Origin of the sequence: Uliginosibacterium sp. 31-12, from assembly GCF_030548425.1 — a bacterium.
Lineage (GTDB): Bacteria > Pseudomonadota > Gammaproteobacteria > Burkholderiales > Rhodocyclaceae > Uliginosibacterium > Uliginosibacterium aquaticum.
The window spans coordinates 294,361-308,711 of sequence record NZ_JAUOOA010000002.1 but is presented as its reverse complement, the minus strand read 5'-3'; the positions used below and the strand labels follow the sequence as shown (position 1 = coordinate 308,711).

At 62.2% G+C, this 14,351-nt stretch carries 13 protein-coding genes, 3 tRNA genes and 1 pseudogene; 13 read left to right on the top strand and 4 right to left on the bottom strand.

Annotated features, from left to right (window positions below; genetic code table 11):
• Positions 1 to 46 precede the first annotated feature (46 nt).
• From Q3Y64_RS19500 to rpoS, 10 genes and pseudogenes are all read left to right on the top strand, one after another.
• A pseudogene (locus Q3Y64_RS19500) lies at positions 47 to 256 on the top strand (DUF2892 domain-containing protein); the annotation flags it as partial.
• A gap of 141 nt (positions 257 to 397) precedes the next feature.
• Positions 398 to 474: transfer RNA gene (locus Q3Y64_RS06600), tRNA-Pro, on the top strand.
• A 56-nt stretch (positions 475 to 530) separates the two neighbouring features.
• A tRNA-Arg gene (locus tag Q3Y64_RS06595) sits at positions 531 to 607 on the top strand.
• A 30-nt stretch (positions 608 to 637) separates the two neighbouring features.
• Positions 638 to 713: transfer RNA gene (locus Q3Y64_RS06590), tRNA-His, on the top strand.
• Between the two features lie 21 nt (positions 714 to 734).
• A complete protein-coding gene (locus Q3Y64_RS06585; RefSeq protein WP_303560542.1) occupies positions 735 to 1,310 on the top strand; it encodes a hypothetical protein in 576 nt (191 codons plus the stop codon).
• Positions 1,311 to 1,494: 184 nt separating this feature from the next.
• The gene (locus tag Q3Y64_RS06580; protein ID WP_158239157.1) at positions 1,495 to 2,556 is read left to right on the top strand and encodes an HD domain-containing phosphohydrolase; all 1,062 of its coding nucleotides are present in this window, start codon (positions 1,495 to 1,497) and stop codon (positions 2,554 to 2,556) included.
• A gap of 59 nt (positions 2,557 to 2,615) precedes the next feature.
• The gene (gene surE / locus Q3Y64_RS06575) at positions 2,616 to 3,359 is read left to right on the top strand and encodes a 5'/3'-nucleotidase SurE (RefSeq protein WP_101941459.1); all 744 of its coding nucleotides are present in this window, start codon (positions 2,616 to 2,618) and stop codon (positions 3,357 to 3,359) included.
• Positions 3,360 to 3,364: 5 nt separating this feature from the next.
• Entirely contained in the window at positions 3,365 to 4,024 is a 660-nt protein-coding gene (locus Q3Y64_RS06570; RefSeq protein ID WP_101941685.1) for a protein-L-isoaspartate(D-aspartate) O-methyltransferase, read from the top strand.
• Positions 3,984 to 4,982, top strand: coding sequence for a peptidoglycan DD-metalloendopeptidase family protein (locus Q3Y64_RS06565; RefSeq protein ID WP_254048196.1), 999 nt, complete (start codon positions 3,984 to 3,986; stop codon positions 4,980 to 4,982). Before Q3Y64_RS06570 ends, Q3Y64_RS06565 begins: the two co-directional genes overlap by 41 nt.
• A 10-nt stretch (positions 4,983 to 4,992) precedes the next feature.
• Complete coding sequence (gene rpoS / locus Q3Y64_RS06560) at positions 4,993 to 5,937, top strand: RNA polymerase sigma factor RpoS (protein WP_101941458.1); 945 nt, start codon at positions 4,993 to 4,995, stop codon at positions 5,935 to 5,937.
• On the opposite strand, the gene mltB is transcribed toward rpoS, so the two are convergent.
• From mltB to Q3Y64_RS06540, 4 genes are read right to left on the bottom strand one after another with little or no spacing between them, the layout of a single operon-like run.
• A complete protein-coding gene (gene mltB, locus Q3Y64_RS06555) occupies positions 5,900 to 6,991 on the bottom strand; it encodes a lytic murein transglycosylase B (RefSeq protein ID WP_303560541.1) in 1,092 nt (363 codons plus the stop codon). The genes rpoS and mltB overlap by 38 nt on opposite strands.
• Positions 6,988 to 8,931: a DUF3488 and transglutaminase-like domain-containing protein gene (locus Q3Y64_RS06550; RefSeq protein WP_303560540.1), complete on the bottom strand. Its 1,944-nt coding sequence runs from the start codon at positions 8,929 to 8,931 to the stop codon at positions 6,988 to 6,990. The genes mltB and Q3Y64_RS06550 overlap by 4 nt, the downstream gene beginning before the upstream one ends.
• On the bottom strand, positions 8,928 to 9,899 hold the full coding sequence (locus Q3Y64_RS06545; RefSeq protein ID WP_303560539.1) for a DUF58 domain-containing protein: 972 nt from the start codon (positions 9,897 to 9,899) through the stop codon (positions 8,928 to 8,930). The genes Q3Y64_RS06550 and Q3Y64_RS06545 overlap by 4 nt, the downstream gene beginning before the upstream one ends.
• Complete coding sequence (locus tag Q3Y64_RS06540; RefSeq protein ID WP_303560538.1) at positions 9,896 to 10,822, bottom strand: MoxR family ATPase; 927 nt, start codon at positions 10,820 to 10,822, stop codon at positions 9,896 to 9,898. Before Q3Y64_RS06540 ends, Q3Y64_RS06545 begins: the two co-directional genes overlap by 4 nt.
• A gap of 147 nt (positions 10,823 to 10,969) precedes the next feature.
• Between Q3Y64_RS06540 and Q3Y64_RS06535 the strand changes: the two genes are divergently transcribed.
• The 3 genes from Q3Y64_RS06535 (at position 10,970) to bamC (ending at position 14,060) form a co-directional block, all read left to right on the top strand.
• The gene (locus Q3Y64_RS06535; RefSeq protein ID WP_101941453.1) at positions 10,970 to 11,899 is read left to right on the top strand and encodes a histone deacetylase family protein; all 930 of its coding nucleotides are present in this window, start codon (positions 10,970 to 10,972) and stop codon (positions 11,897 to 11,899) included.
• Between the two features lie 110 nt (positions 11,900 to 12,009).
• Positions 12,010 to 12,888, top strand: a complete 879-nt coding sequence (dapA, locus tag Q3Y64_RS06530; protein ID WP_303560537.1) for a 4-hydroxy-tetrahydrodipicolinate synthase — start codon at positions 12,010 to 12,012, stop codon at positions 12,886 to 12,888.
• A gap of 14 nt (positions 12,889 to 12,902) precedes the next feature.
• Positions 12,903 to 14,060, top strand: a complete 1,158-nt coding sequence (bamC, locus tag Q3Y64_RS06525; RefSeq protein WP_303560536.1) for an outer membrane protein assembly factor BamC — start codon at positions 12,903 to 12,905, stop codon at positions 14,058 to 14,060.
• Positions 14,061 to 14,351 lie beyond the last annotated feature (291 nt).

Genomic DNA, 14,351 nt, shown 5'->3' with positions numbered 1-14,351 from the left:
ACACACGCAGTCAGGGGCTCCGCTTAGAGCGTTGCGGCTGGTTGTTATGGTTCGTCAGCCACTGCGTATAACCAGAAGGAGAGACAGCATGAACCCGAACGTAGGCAGTACGGATCGCGCCATCCGTGTGATCTTTGGCTTGGCCCTCATCATTCTGGCCGCAACAGGCTACATCGGTGCTTGGGGGTGGATAGGTGTCGTGCCTCTGGCAACCGGAGTGATTCGTTACTGTCCGGTGTACCCGCTATTCGGCTTCCGCAGTTGTCCGGATGAGCGCGTAGAGCCTCCGCATTTTCACGACAACTGCCGGAGAGTTTCCGGAACGAAACGAAAGAGTAGAAAAATTCGATTTCGGTGTTTACTCTGCGGCCTTGCTCCGCATATAATTTCGATCCCTCGGGGCGTAGCGCAGTCCGGTAGCGCGCTTGCTTTGGGAGCAAGATGTCGGAGGTTCGAATCCTCTCGCCCCGACCAAGGTTCCTGAAGTGATCACTTGGACGGTATTGCCCGGGGTCCTGCTCGACATGGAACTGCCCGTAGCTCAACTGGATAGAGCAACGGCCTTCTAAGCCGTAGGTTAGGGGTTCGATTCCCTTCGGGCAGGCCAGCAGTAGATGTAAAATCAGAAGTGCCAGTGGCGGCATTAGCTCAGTTGGTAGAGCACTGGATTGTGATTCCAGTGGTCACCGGTTCGAACCCGGTATGTCGCCCCAAGAATACGAACGGCCCTGTGAGTGATCACAGGGCCGTTTTCCTTTCTGAGTATCGGCTTCTGGTTTTATGTCAGCACGCATCTCGTTATTCTTCGCGCGGCGACTTCCGCTTCCACGCGGACCAGAAAAGGGTCGTACGCCATTTCAGCAATGAAGTTCTTACTCATCTCGGTTTTGGCCTTGCCGGCCATGGCCATTGCGTCAGGTTTTCCGGCGCTAAATCCCGACGTTCGTCAGAACACCCTTCAGCAGACGATTTGCCGGAAGGGCTACTCTGCGACGGTACGGCCATCCACATCCTTTACCAACCCGATCAAATACCGATTCATGGGTGAGTCCGGCATCCCGCTGCAGGAAGCATCCGACTGGGCGCTGGACCATCGGATTGCAATCGCGCTGGGCGGGCATCCACGGCAGTTATCCAACTTTCAACTGCTGAGTTCGAAGGCCAATGGGCGAAAGTCGCGTATCGAAGTGAAACTACTGTGTCTTGTTTGTACGGGGGATATGCCATTGGCGCAGGCCCAAAGGGAGCTTGTTGATGACTGGCAAGGGGCTTATCGGCGATACGCCCGGCATAAGTGCAGTAGACGCTAAGCCCTTGGGATTTTTCGCTTGGCAACTTGTGAGGCATCGCTTTTGTTCTGGAGTGCTGAGCTTCAAGCTTCGGAAGGACGGGGCTGCGCTTGTCTCAATCTGGGCCGCAAAATTGTTCGCCCGCACGGCCACTTCAGTTTTGGGAGGTCGAGTCGATATGCCCCGAAGAGAGTTATCGGAGCTGATGATGCTAGTGCCGTTGAAGGGCAAGGTCCTGGTGGTCGATGATGACGAGACGGTGCGGCGGGTCGTGGCGGCGATTCTGGAGTCGCGCGGCCATACTGTAAGCTTGGCCTGCAACGGCGAGGAGGCCATGATCGTGGCGCGCCTGGGTTGGCCGGAGGTTGTGCTGACGGACGTAGTAATGCCCCGTATGGATGGTTTCGAGCTGGTGACACGCCTGAAGACTGATCCGGCGCTCGCTCACATTCCGGTGGTTGTGATGACTGCGCTGAGTGATCGCACTGCGCGCATGCGGGCGCTGGAAGCTGGGGCAGAGGATTTTGTAGCCAAGCCCGTGGATGAGACCGAGCTGGCAACCCGCATCGGAAACTATCTGCGCATGCATGACTACGTTGTTCGTGTGGAGGATGCTAATCGCATCCTTGCGCGAGAGCTTCGGCAGAGCGCGGATGCCCTGCGTGGCGCCAATCTGGAAACCATCTTTGCGCTGAGTAGGGCGATGGAGTTCAAGGATGTGAACACCGGGGGGCATATCCAGCGCGTCAGCCAGTATTGTTGTCTGCTGGCCGACTGCATCGGTCAGGATGAGGCCTTTGTTGAGTGCATTACCCAGGCTTCTCCGATGCATGACATCGGCAAGGTTGGAGTGCCGGATGAGATTCTGCTCAAACCGGGTCCGTTGGACCAAGATGAGTGGCTTGTCATGCGCAAGCACTGTGAAATGGGGTTTCAGCTCCTTAGTGGCGGAAGCTCCGCCTATCTGAAGATGGCGGCAGAAATCGCGCTGGGTCATCACGAAAACTGGGATGGCTCGGGTTATCCGAGTGGGGTGATAGGGGAGCGTATCCCGCTCGCGGCACGCATCATGGCCGTGTGTGACCGGTATGACGCTTTGCGGGCTGCTCGGCCCTACAAACGCGCTTATTCGCATGCCGAGGCTCTTGATGTAATGCTGCGTGGCGATGCACGGACTCGGCCGGAGCAGATGGATCCGCGGTTGCTACAGGTTTTCGAGCGTAATTCACTGCGTTTCGACGAGATTTTCCGCCTCAATCAGAGCTGAGTCGCTGCGCTGTGCATCCCGCCTCTATAATCATCGACTTGATCAGTCGGTGACGCAGCATGCGCATTCTTCTCAGCAATGATGATGGCTATTTTTCGCCCGGTCTGCAGGCGCTGGCGCGGGAGCTGGCCAAAGTGGCAGAAATCACGGTAGTGGCGCCTGAGCGGGATCGCAGTGGCGCGAGCAACTCTCTGACGCTGGATCGGCCGCTGCAACTGCGCCGTGCGCCCAGTGGTTTCTATTACGTCAATGGCACGCCGACTGACTGTGTACATCTGGCGGTGACTGGCATGCTGGACATGCAGCCGGACATGGTGATCTCGGGCATCAATCACGGTGCCAACATGGGGGATGACACTGTGTATTCCGGCACGGTGGCGGCTGCGACCGAGGGCTTCCTGCTCGGCGTGCCGTCCCTTGCCGTGTCACTGGTCGGGCGTTCCCCGACGCAGTTCGACACTGCAGCGCGTCTCGCGCGTGAAGTGGTCGAGCGTGTGCAGCGCAGTCCCTTCACTGAGCCGGTGCTGCTCAATATGAACGTGCCGGATTTGCCTTATGAAGCCTTGCAAGGCACCCGTGTCACGCGCCTGGGTAAGCGCCACCGCGCCGAGCCGGCGATTCGCAGCACCAATCCGCGCGGTGAGCAGATTTTCTGGATCGGCCCGGTGGGCGAGGCCGCAGATGCGGGCGAGGGCACGGATTTTCATGCCGTCGCCAATGGTTTTGTCTCGATGACGCCGCTCCAGATCGATCTCACCCATACCGGTCAGATTGCCGGCGTACAGGACTGGCTGGGGCAATGATGGCCATGAATCCGGCAACCTTGCAGACGGCGACGCGGGCTCGGGCCCGAATGGTCGAGCGTTTGCGCACTGAAGGCATTAGCGATGAGCGTGTCTTGGGGGCGATCGGGAGTGTGCCGCGCCATGCCTTTGTGGAAGAGGCGCTGGCCAGTCGTGCTTATGAAGACACGGCCTTGCCGTTGGGTTTCCAGCAGACCATCTCGCAGCCTTATGTAGTGGCACGCATGGCCGAAGTGCTGGTCGCTGGCGGACGGGCAATGGGCAAGACCCTGGAAGTGGGCGCCGGTTGTGGTTACCAGGCCGCAGTGTTGTCGCAGCTGGCTAGCGACGTTTATGCCATTGAGCGCATCGGCAAGCTGCTGGACAAGGCGCGTGCGAACTTGCGGCCTCTGCGCTTGCCCAACGTGCGTCTGAAACATGGCGACGGCAACCTGGGGCTGCCCGAAGTCGCGCCTTTCGATTCGATCATTCTGGCGGCGGCTGCGACCACCACGCCGCGCGTGCTGGTTGAACAACTTGCGCCGGGTGGGCGCATGGTCTTTCCGCTCGGCCAGGCCGGCGCAGATCAGATCATGGTGCTCATCGAGCGCCAGGCCAATGGCAGTCTCAAGGAGACCAAGCTTGATGCAGTACGATTCGTGCCTTTGCTGGCCGGAACTGAATGAGGTTGAACGCATGCTGAAATACAAGGTGCTGCCGCTCGCGGGGCTGATCCTGGCTCTCGCGGCCTGTAGCTCGAACGCCCCGGCCCCTGTCGAAGTGCGTGCTCCAGCGCGTCCGCAGGAAGGACCTGCCGTGGCCAAGCCTGGCCACTACATAGTGAAGAAAGGTGACACGCTCTACAGCATCGCTAATCTGCACAAGCGTGATTACCGTGAGCTGGCGGCCTGGAACAATCTTACCGATCCGAATCTGATCGAAGTTGGGCAGGAGTTGCGCGTAGCGCCGCAGGCCGATGTGCTTGCTGCCAAGCCCGTGGCGCCAGCCTCCAGCATCGAATCGCGCCCGGTACCGCCGCCCGCAGTGATTGGCTCGACGGTGGCTTCCAGTGCCAGCTCCAGTCTTCCGCCTGCAAGCGTTTCGACTCCCGCAGCAACGGGGGAGCTTAAAACTGAACCAAAGGGCGGGCGCATCGCCTACACCCCTCAGGCATGGAAAGATTTGACGCAGCCTGCCGATAAAGCTCCTGTGACCAGTGCTTCAGCGCCGGCGGCGCAGAGCGCGCCGGTCGAGAGCAAGGCGCCGGTAGTGGCTGACGATGGCAGCTGGAGTTGGCCGGTAAGTGGCAAAGTCATCGGCAGCTTCAACGAGAGCAGCAACAAGGGTGTCGACCTCGATGGCAAGCTGGGCGATCCGGTTCTGGCCGCAGGGACGGGTGAGGTTAAATACGTAGGGTCCAGTCTGCGCGGTTATGGCAATCTGGTGATCATCAAGCACAACAACGATTTCTCGAGCGTGTATGCACACAATCAGGAAATCCTTGTCAAAGAAGGCCAGCAGGTGAAGAAAGGGCAGAAGATTGCTACCTTGGGCAAATCTGATGCTGATCGTCCGAAACTGCATTTCGAAATCCGTCGCCAGGGCAAACCTGTCGATCCTTTGAAGTTACTGCCGACCAGATAAAGGGTGCCCCATGTACGATCCGGAATTCCTCGATGACGCAGAAGAAAAGGAAACGGATCTGCCCGCAGAGCTGGAGGCTTTCGCAGAGCCGGAGCCCCAGCCGGTCGTCCAGCCCGAGAACGAATTTCTCAGCGACGTTACCCAGATTTATCTGAACGAAATTGGCCTCAACCCGCTGCTGACCGCCGAGGAAGAGGCTGCGCTGGCGCGCCGGGTGCGCCTGGGGGATTTTGAAGCTCGTCAGACCATGATTGAGCGCAACCTGCGCCTCGTGGTCAACATCGCCAAACACTATCTGAATCGCGGCATTCCTCTGCTGGATCTGGTCGAGGAAGGCAATCTCGGCCTGATGCACGCGCTGGAGAAGTTTGATCCGGAGCGTGGTTTCCGTTTCTCCACCTACGCCACCTGGTGGATCCGCCAGAACATCGAGCGCGCGATCATGAACCAGTCGCGCACCATCCGTTTGCCGGTGCATGTGGTGAAGGAGCTCAATCAGGTGCTGCGTGCGCAGCGCCAAGTGGATGCGGCCAACGGCAACTCTTCGCGCCTGGAAGAGGTGGCTCAGAAACTTGATCGGCCGCTCAAGGATGTGCGTGACATTCTTGCCCTCTCCGAGCATACGGCTTCACTCGATGCGCCGCTGGATATCGATCCGAACCTATCCATCGGTGAGTCCCTGGCCGACGAGCAGGCGGTCAGCCCGGAGTTGAACATTCATACCGCCGAGGTCGAGGCGCTGATTCGTGAGTGGATCGGCCAGCTCTCGGAGAAGCAGCGTCTCGTGATCCAGTACCGCTACGGGTTGGATGATGTCGAGGTGCTGACCCTCGAAGATCTGGCCGCCCAGCTGGGGCTGACTCGCGAGCGGGTACGCCAGATCCAGCTTGAGGCGTTGGCGCAACTGCGCCGCATCCTCAAGCGCCGCGGTGTTTCTCGCGAGGTGCTGTTTTAGCCTTGGTGCTTTTTTTCGGGGGTGACGCCGCGCCCGCCTGGGCCGGCTGTGCGCTGCCAAGCTGGGCTCTTTCTGCTTTCAGCACTTGCGCCAGATCGTGCACGATCATGGCGTAGAAGCTGCTGCGGTTGTAGCGCGTGATGACGTAGAAATTCTGGAAACCCAGCCAGTATTCGGTTCCCACCTCGGGGGTGATCAGGTCGACCAGGGTGGTGAGCTCACGGCTGTCTGCCGGCAGCGCGCTGCGTACACCACCCGCCGCCAGTCGTGCAACATCCAGTGTCGGCAGGATGCCCGCCTCGACCAGTTCCCGGGCTTTGTTTTCGTCGCTGATCCGGGCTGGCATGACGATTTTGCCGTCACGTTGCCAGCCATGCTGAGCAAGGAAGTTCGCGACGCTGAAGATGGCGTCGGCGGTGCTGGCGGCCAGATCGATCTGACCGCTGTTGTCACCGTCCACGGCGAAGTTGCGCACGCTGCTGGGGAGAAATTGCGGCAGGCCCAGCGCACCGGCATAGGAGCCGCGGTAGCTGGTCACGTCACGGCTTTGCTCACGAGCCAGCATGAAGAGGGCTTCGAGTTCGCGGCGGAACAGCTCGGCGCGCGGCGGGTAATCGAAGGCCAGGGTGGCCAGGGCTGAGAGCGCGCTGAAGTTTCCGGTGTTGCGACCATACACCGTTTCGACCCCGATCAGGCTGACAATGATCTCGGCCGGCACGCCGCTGCGAGCCTCGGCTGCATGCAGGGTGGCTTCGTTCTCTTGCCAGAAGCTGAGCCCGCCTTTAATGCGGGTGGTATCGATGAAGCGGGCACGGTAGCGCTGCCAGGAGCGTACTCCGGGGTTGGCGGGCGGTTTGACCAGTTCGATGACCTTGGGCAGCGGAGTGGCGCCTTCCAGCGCATTACGGATCTGGATGGCATCCAGATTGTTGCGGGCAGCGATCTCTTCGATAAAGAGCTGAACTTCCGGTCGTTCGGTGAAGTAGGCCGCATGGGCCTGCAGGCTGCAGGCGAAGGTGGCAAGGGCGAGACTCAGCAGGCGGTTCAGGGTCATGGTTTGAAGTCTTGCACTGCGCGACGCAGGGCGGCGAGCGCGGTAGCGGTGGGTGGGGTCGGGCCGAAACGCAGGCTGGCGTAATGTTCGGCAATGTCCGTGATGGTATCGGCATGTGCCGGTAGCGCCAAGGCGGCACGCCGGGCGAAGTCAGTCGGCGCTTCCCATTCAGCCCGCTGCAGACCGCGCCGGGCGAGCTTGCGGCAGGCTCGCTGCCATAGGCGATCCAGCGCGTCGAGTTTTGCCCGGCGAGGCCATAGGCGCCAGGCGAGCCAGCCCAGCCACAGGCTGGCGCCGGCGCCCAGCAGGGCGGTGAGGAGACGCCAGTCGGCCGCAGGCAGTCCCAGGCGGCGCATCAGTTCCAGCTGGCGGCTGGCGTTGTAGCCCAGCACCCACTGGTTCCAGCCATTCGACACCGCTTCCCAGCGGTGGCGCAGGCCGCGCAGGAAATCCGAGTCGACACGCATCATCATCGGCAAGTCTGCGTCCGGCAGGGCCTGCGCGATGCCATCGTCAATCCGGGCCGGGGCGCTGGCGGCGGTGGGGTCGACACGAACCCAGCCGCGTCCTGTCAGCCATACTTCTGCCCAAGCATGAGCGTCGGACTGACGTATGACGAGGATGCCATCGACCGGATTGCGCTCGCCGCCCTGATAGCCGGTAACGACCCGGGCCGGGACACCGGCGGCGCGCATCAGAATCACGAAGGCGCTGGAAAAGTGCTCGCAGAAGCCCTGCTTGCTGTCGAAGAGGAACTCGTCGGCAGCATGCGTATTGGCGAGCGGTGGGCTAAGGGTATAGCTTAGACGTGCGGCCTGCATGAAGGCGATGGCGGCGTCGACGCGTGCTCCCGGGTCTGCATGTGCGGCGGCCAGTGCCTGGCCCGCAGCAATCGTGCGTGGATTGCTGCCTTCCGGCAGGCTGAGGGCGGCGCGCAGGCGTCCCGGGCGCTCTTCCAGGCCGACCTGGCTGGCCGGAAAGGAATGCAGGCTGATGCGCAGACGGGTGCTGACCGGGCGCCGGGCGAGCAGGCTGAAGTTACTTGAGTAGGTGGCGTCGCTGGCTCCTTCGGCTGGATAGTCCAGTGCCAGCAGCCAGGGGCGATCATGTGGTTCCAGGGTCAGGGTGTAGCGATAGCCCGGGCCGCTGGTTTCATAGTCGGGCTGCGGGGTGGACTGGGTCGGGCGTTCGCGCCAGCGCTGGCCGTCAAAGTCGGTCAGCACCGGGCCGCGCCAGTAGCGCTCGCGGGGCGGTGGCAGCTCGCCTTCGAATTCGGCACGGAAGGCGATCTCGCCGGACTGGATCAGTTCCGAAATTGAGCCGGGCTGCATGCTGTCCGAGAGGCCGGTCTTGCCGGCATGTGCATCACCGGGCAGGCGCCAGAGTGGGCCATCGATACGCGGGAAGAACACGAAAAGCATCAGCATCAGGGGCACGGCGCCACCCAGCAGGCGCAGGCTGCCGCGCAAGGCTGGTTTCAGCGCCAGACTGGGGCGCTCGAGGCGAGCCGAGGTGGCGAGGATGGCGATGGCGCAGGCCAGCACCATGGCCGCGACCGGCAGACTCTGTTCGTTGAGAAATTGTCCGGTCATCAGGAAGCAACACAGCAACAGGGCGGCACGCCCGTCTCGTGGGCTACGCCCTTCGAGCAGCTTGAGCGGCAGCAACAGGCTCAGCATCGCGAGACCGGCTTCACGACCGAGCACGGTGCGGTATTCGGCAACACACAGCAGGCAGCCCAGCACGGCCAGCAGGATCAATACCGTGAGGGCGGGGCGCTCGGCTTCCTGGTGGGCGAGCCAAGCCCGCCAGGCGAGCAGGAGCACTGCCAGCAGCCCCATTCCCCAGGGGATGTGCGGCAGGAAAGGCGTCAGCGAGAGCGTGGCGGTAGCCAGCAGGGCGTAGCAGGTGCCACGCGGTAATGCGTTGCGGGCGCTCATCGTGACCGCTCCAGACCGAACAGGGCCAGGCGCAGCAGGCAGGCCTGATGATGGGCTGCGTCTTCGCCTGGACCGGTCTGGCTGTCCGGCAGCAGAAGGGTGGTGCGGGCGCCGCTGTGGCGGGTTTGCAGCACCCAGCGGGCCAGTTGTGAGAGGCGTTCCTCCAGCGGCAGCGTGGCGGGCAGCATGTTCCAGTCCAGCACGCAGGCCGGGCTACCGGCGCTGGCGAACTGTTTGGTGAGCAGGCCGCGCCCTTGCGCCAGTTGCTTCCAGGCTATCTGGCGGGGTGAGTCGCCGGGCTGGAAACCCCGCAGGCCAGCGAAATCATCCTGGCCTGGGCGCTCGCGACTGCGCCCTTCGCCGTTGTCACCCCAGCCTTCGGGTAGTGGGCGCTCGCCGTCGGGGGCGGGGTAGATCACGGCCGGGGCATCCGGTTCGATATAGCTCCAGGCCCTGATCCAGCCTAGCGGCTGGGTGCTCTCGACGCTGAGCTGACCCGGCTGAAGCACGCCACGCTGTGGGCAGGGCAGGGCGATGAAGGCCTCACTGTGCTGGCCGGCGGGGACGTCCGTGAGCATCAGCTCACGTCCTTGGCTGTCGCGCAGACGTACGGCGGGCCGCTCGTGGCTGGCTTCATTGACGAGCTCCACTCGCCACTGTGCCATGCCGCCGGCAAAAGCTTCGCCGCTGGGGGAGAGGCTCAGTTGCAGGCCGGTGAGGGTGCGCCAACTATGCAGGATGTGCACGATGAAGACGCTGCCGAGCAGGAAGACCAGGCCGTAGCCGAGCGACAGGTTGTAGTTGATCGAGGCCAGCAGCATGGCCAGCAGCGTGGCCAGCAGCGCCAGGCCGGCGCGCGTGGGAAGTACGTAAACGCGCCGCTGCGGCAGCTGGATCGGCTGTGTTTCGGGCGTGCGGGTGCGCGTGGCCCAGCGCCGGAAGCGCTGGCGCAAAGTGGCGGCGCTCACGGCAGGGGTACGGTCTCGATCAGGCCGCGTACCAATGCTTCGCCGCTGGCGCGGGCATCCAGCGCATTGATGCGGTGCCCGGCGACTGCGGGCAATACCGCCTGAACATCTTCAGGGCGGACATGGTCGCGCCCGGCGATCAGCGCCCAGGCCCGCGCGGCAGCGAGCAGGCCGAGACCGGCGCGAGGACTGAGTCCGCTGGCGCCACCGGGCAACTGACGGCTTTTGGCCAGCAAGGCCTGCACATAATCGAGCAGGCGCTCGCCGACATGGAGCGCGGCAGCTTCCTGCTGCAATGCCTGCAGGCCTGCCGGGTCGATTTGCGGGCGGATCTGGCCGATCAGGGCGCGGCGGTCGTCGCCGGCGAGCAGGGCGCGTTCGGCCGCAGCATCCGGCAGGCCCAGTGACAGGCGCATCAGGAAGCGGTCCAGCTGTGACTCGGGCAGCGGGAAAGTGCCTAGCTGCTGCGAGGGATTTTGGGTGGCAATGACGAAGAAGGGCGAGGGCAGGGCGTGGGTCTTGCCGTCGATCGAAACCTGATGCTCTTCCATGGCTTCGAGCAGCGCACTCTGGGTCTTTGGGGTAGTGCGGTTGATTTCATCGGCCAGCAGCACCTGGGTGAACACGGGGCCGGGATGAAACACGAAACATTGTTGGGCCGCATCGAAAATGCTTACGCCGATGAGATCTGCCGGCAGCAGATCGCTGGTGAATTGCACGCGCTGAAAGGCCAGCCCCAGTGACACTGCCAGGGCGTGGGCCAGGGTCGTCTTGCCCACGCCCGGCTGGTCCTCGATCAGCAGATGACCGCGCGCCAGCAGGCAGGCCAGCGACAGGCGCAGTGCCTCGGGTTTGCCGAGCAGGATCTGGCCGAGGCCGGCGAGGAGACTGGCGCACAAGGGGTGCGGGATGGGGGCAGACATGGGAATCTCCGGATGGGTTCTTGGTTGGCAGACCCGTATTCTGGCCAATCGTTCTCTGGCGCATGGATCAGGCCCGCGCTAGTTTAAACGGCAGACCCCATAAGAACTGCAGCGAAACAGCCGCAGCCCGACAGGAGACCCGATGAGATGAGCCGTACGGCTTTCATTACCCATCCCGATTGCTGGCTGCACACCATGGGTGCGCAGCATCCGGAGTCGCCTGAACGCCTGACCGAGATCCTTGATCGCATCCGCGGCGAGGGCCTGGACGGCTTTCTCGACATGCGTGAGGATGCGCCCACCGCCACGCTGGAGCAGCTCTACCGGGCGCATTCGCCTGCTTATGTCGAAGAGTTGTTCGAGATCGCGCCGGAAAGCGGCTTGCGTCATCTTGATCCGGATACGGCGATGACCCGTCATACCCTCAAGGCGGCGCTGCGGGCGGCGGGGTCCGGCATCCTGGCCTCCGAGTTGGTGCTGGCCGGTCGCGTTCATAACGCGTTCTGTGCGGTCCGCCCGCCTGGCCATCATGCTGAGCGGCTGCGGGCGATGGGTTTCTGCTTCTTCAATAATGTGGCGGTGGCCGCACGCCATGTGCTGGAGGTACATGGGCTGGAGCGGGTCAGCATCATCGATTTCGATGTGCATCACGGTAACGGCACGGAGAATATTTTCATCGCCGATCCGCGCGTGCAAATGCTCAGTTTTTTCCAGCATCCGCTTTATCCCTACTGCGGTACCCAGGTGCAGGTGCCGCACATGCTCAATAGCCCTTTCCCTGCCGGCACCCGGGGGGATGCTGTGCGCGAGCTGCTGGCGCATGTGTGGCTGCCGGCGCTGACGCGCCATCAACCGCAGATGCTGTTCATCTCGGCCGGCTTCGATGCCCACTACGAGGACGACATGGCCTCGATGGGTCTGCTCGACAAGGATTTTGACTGGATCAGCCGCGAGCTGCGGCAGTGGGCTGATGCACATTGCGGCGGGCGCCTGGTGTCGATGCTTGAAGGGGGGTATGTGCTGCCGGCGCTGGGGCGCAGCGTGATTGCCCACGTCAGGGCACTGGCGGATATCTGAGGGCCCAGCCCGAATGCAAGGCTGCTGCAAGCCTTTTACTCGGCGGCCAGCACTCAGCGCGCGGTCCTTGGTCTACAATCCCCGCTTTCCCATTCGTCTTGCGGACCACCATGATCACCGGTTCCCTTGTCGCCCTGCTCACGCCGATGACGGCAGACGGGCAGATTGATCTGCCCGCGTTCAGGGCCCTCATTGATTTTCATGCACGTGAAGGCACCGATGGTCTGGTGATCGTCGGGACAACGGGCGAATCGCCGACGGTGAGTGTCGACGAGCAATGCGAGCTGATCCGCGTCGCGGTCGAACATTCCGCCGGTCGCCTGCCGATCATTGCCGGCACTGGCGCCAACTCCACGGCTGAAGCCGTCGAACTGGCTCGCTTTGCCAAGAAGGTCGGCGCTGAAGCCCAGCTCTCAGTGGTGCCTTACTACAACCGTCCGACCCAGGAAGGCATGTATCGCCACTTCAAGACGATTGCCGAGGCGGTTGAACTGCCGGTGATTCTCTACAACGTGCCGGGCCGCACAGTGGCCGACATGAACAACGACACGGTGCTGCGTCTGGCCCATGTGCCGGGTATCGTTGGCATCAAGGACGCTACCGGCAACATCGACCGCATTACCGATCTCGCCATGCGTGCCCCGGTCGATTTTGCGCTTTACTCCGGCGACGATTTGACCGCCATGTGCTTCATGCTGCTCGGCGGCCATGGCGTGATTTCGGTGTCCGCCAACGTGGCACCGCGCCTGATGCACGAGCTGTGCGTGGCCGCACGGGCCGGTGATGTGGTGCGCGCCAACGAGATCAACCGCAAGCTTTACCTGCTCAATCGTGACCTCTTTGTCGAGGCCAATCCGATTCCGGTGAAGTGGGCTGCCCAACAGATGGGGTTGTTGCAGGGCGAGTTGCGCCTGCCCCTGACTCCGCTTTCCGAAGTTTTCCACGAGCGCGTGCGCACTGCGATGCGTGCCGCCGATATCCAGTTCTGAGAGGTCCTGACCTGATGCGTTCATCCCTGCGTGTAGTGTTGTCTGCCTCCGTGCTGAGCCTGGCTGTGGCAGCTTGTGGCGGCAACCGGAACGAAAAAATTGATTACAAGACGCCTGGTGCTGACACCAGCGTGAAGACCGATTCCCTGATCGTGCCGCCAGATCTGGTGACACCACGCCGCGATGAACGTTTCGTGGTGCCGGATACGCCTGGTTCAGCCACTTACTCCGGTTACACGGCCGCTACGGCCGCGCCGGGTGCGGCGGCGGCCAAGCCGGCGGCGGCAGTGCCGGTTGCGGCGGACAAGGTCCGCATGGAGCGCTTTGGCAATACGCGTTGGCTGGTGCTGCAAGGCAACAGCGAGCAGTTGTGGCCGAAGCTGCGTGACTTCTGGAAGGAACTGGGTTTCGTTCTGGTCAAGGACGATCAGCAGTTGCTGATCATGGAAACTGACTGGGCCGAGAACCGCGCCAAGGTCTATTCCGATCCCGTCCGCAATGCCTTGAGCTATGTGCTCGGTTCGATGGTCAGCAACGGCGAGCGTGATCGCTACCGTACCCGCATTGAGCAAGGCGCTCGTCCGGGTGAGGTCGAGATCTACATCACCCATCGTGGCCTTGAAGAGAAGATGTACAACCCGAACATGGGTAACCAGACCGGTACCTATTTCGAGCTGCAGCCTTCGAATCCCGAGATGGAAGCCGAGATGCTGACTCGTCTGATGATTCGTCTGGGGCGTGATGAAACCTCTGCCCGCGAAGTGGTGGCTGAAGTTGCCAAGCCCGTGTCTGAACGTGCCACGCTTGGCGCTGCCGCCGATGGCAGCCAGCAACTGACAGTGAAGGATGGCCTGGATCGCAGCTGGCGCCAGGTGGGGCTGGCGCTCGACCGGATCGGTGTGGTGGTGGAAGACCGCGACCGCGCCAAGGGTCTGTATTTCGTGCGCTATGTTTCTGCTGAAGACCTGACGGGTCAGAAGAAGGAAAGCGGCGGCTGGTTCTCCGGCTGGTTTGGCGGCGGCAAGAAGGAGTCTGGTACCGACCAGTTCCGCGTGGCTGTAAGCGCCGCAGGCGAACAGACTGTGGTCCAGTTGCAGGACAAGGAAGGCAAGCCGGCTTCGACTGAAGCCAGTCGCCAGATTCTTGGCCTGTTGCACAAGGAACTCAAGTAAGCCCCTCCGGCATCAGCTGGCAGGAAACGGCAGTCAGGGCAACCTGGCTGCCGTTTTTTATTGCTGCTCCAGCCAAGCTTCGATGTGCCCCTGCACAGTGCTTTTCTGAGGTGCTGCCACGTAATGACTGGCTTTTGCCGGGCTGACAAGCCTCAAAACTTGATATGGCGCATAGAGAAATCTCGCTACATGCAATAGTTTCCGTACATCGCCTTGGCGGCTTTCATTGAAGGCCTTCCTGGCGACCAGCAGGAGGCCGGCCGCACCGCCCCGATGAGGTGCGCAGCTTGT

Bases quoted from the DNA above. Each gene is read 5' to 3' on its own strand.
- Q3Y64_RS06580 (WP_158239157.1), top strand. From the start codon at position 1,495: ATGATGCTAGTGCCGTTGAAGGGCAAGGTCCTGGTGGTCGATGATGAC.
- dapA (WP_303560537.1), top strand. From the start codon at position 12,010: ATGATCACCGGTTCCCTTGTCGCCCTGCTCACGCCGATGACGGCAGAC.
- surE (WP_101941459.1), top strand. From the start codon at position 2,616: ATGCGCATTCTTCTCAGCAATGATGATGGCTATTTTTCGCCCGGTCTG.
- Q3Y64_RS06540 (WP_303560538.1), bottom strand. From the start codon at position 10,822: ATGTCTGCCCCCATCCCGCACCCCTTGTGCGCCAGTCTCCTCGCCGGC.
- bamC (WP_303560536.1), top strand. From the start codon at position 12,903: ATGCGTTCATCCCTGCGTGTAGTGTTGTCTGCCTCCGTGCTGAGCCTG.
- Q3Y64_RS06535 (WP_101941453.1), top strand. From the start codon at position 10,970: ATGAGCCGTACGGCTTTCATTACCCATCCCGATTGCTGGCTGCACACC.
- mltB (WP_303560541.1), bottom strand. From the start codon at position 6,991: ATGACCCTGAACCGCCTGCTGAGTCTCGCCCTTGCCACCTTCGCCTGC.
- Q3Y64_RS06570 (WP_101941685.1), top strand. From the start codon at position 3,365: ATGAATCCGGCAACCTTGCAGACGGCGACGCGGGCTCGGGCCCGAATG.
- Q3Y64_RS06565 (WP_254048196.1), top strand. From the start codon at position 3,984: ATGCAGTACGATTCGTGCCTTTGCTGGCCGGAACTGAATGAGGTTGAA.
- Q3Y64_RS06550 (WP_303560540.1), bottom strand. From the start codon at position 8,931: ATGAGCGCCCGCAACGCATTACCGCGTGGCACCTGCTACGCCCTGCTG.
- rpoS (WP_101941458.1), top strand. From the start codon at position 4,993: ATGTACGATCCGGAATTCCTCGATGACGCAGAAGAAAAGGAAACGGAT.